Annotated in this window: 1 protein-coding gene; it reads right to left on the reverse strand. The window is 62.4% G+C overall.

Annotation, left to right across the window (positions count from 1 at the left end; all coding sequences use genetic code 11):
• Window positions 1–949, reverse strand: a 949-nt coding sequence (locus CK219_RS30995; RefSeq protein ID WP_095770220.1) for an IS481 family transposase, incomplete at its 3' end; no start/stop codon positions are given.
• Between the last annotated feature and the right edge of the window lie 88 nt (window positions 950–1,037).

Consider the following 1,037-nt stretch of genomic DNA (forward strand, 5'->3'; position numbering starts at 1 on the left):
TGTGGAGCTTCAACAGGTTGTCCTCGATCAGGGCGAGGCGACTGATAGGCGTTTTTGACTTTAGGCTGCCATGTGGACGATGCCAATTGTATCTGTGCAGCCAGACAGGCAGTTCGGCGGCACGATGATCGGATGTCGGATAGGCAATGGCGTAGGCCCATTCGCGCAGTGCTGTCTGGATGAAGCGCTCGGCCTTGCCATTGGTCTTGGGCGTATAGGGTCTTGTCGTGACGTGCTTGAGGCCGAGATCGCGGCAGGCCTTGGCGAAGGCCTTTGATCTGTAGCAGGAGCCGTTGTCGGTCATGACGCGGGCTATCGTGACGCCGAGGCTGGCGTAATAGGCGACCGCGGCCTTGAGGAAGGCGATGGCGCACTCCTTTTTCTCGTCGGGCAGGATTTGCGAGAAGGCGATGCGGGACGCGTCGTCGATGCAGACATGGACGAACTCCCAGCCGGCGCCGCGCGACTTGCCCTTTTGCGGATCGCCGGTGATACGATGGCCGACTTGGCTGAAGCGGCCGAGCTTCTTGATGTCGATATGGATCATCTCGCCGGGATGCTCCCGCTCGTAGCGCCGGACCGGTTCGGCCGGCTCGATATCCCTGAGCCGCGACAGCCCGGCACGCTTGAGAACCCGGCTGACGGTGGCGGGCGAGACGCCGACCTCATGGGCGATGTGCTTGCCGGTCAGCCGCTGGCGACGCAAGGCTGCGATGCGCTCGGCCACGGACTGTTCGGTCAGGCTCGGCATGACGGTGGGCCGCGACGAGCGGTCGACCATGCCGGCCCGCCCTTTGGTCTTATAGCGCTCGACCCAGCGCGCCACGATCTTGGCCGACACGCCATAGACGCGCGCCGCATGGGCTTTGGAAAAAGCGCCTTCTATCACCGATAACGCCATCTCCTCTCGACGCAGCGGTGTGAGACGGGCATTCTTGTGGATGTTCATTCGGACCCTCCGATGGATGCTGAAGCGTGGTAACTCCAGTCTCCTCGGTCCGGTCCGAATGGACAACCTCTCGAAAGCTCACACCTAG

This window comes from Mesorhizobium sp. WSM4313 (genome assembly GCF_002294725.1).
Classification (GTDB): Bacteria; Pseudomonadota; Alphaproteobacteria; order Rhizobiales; family Rhizobiaceae; genus Mesorhizobium.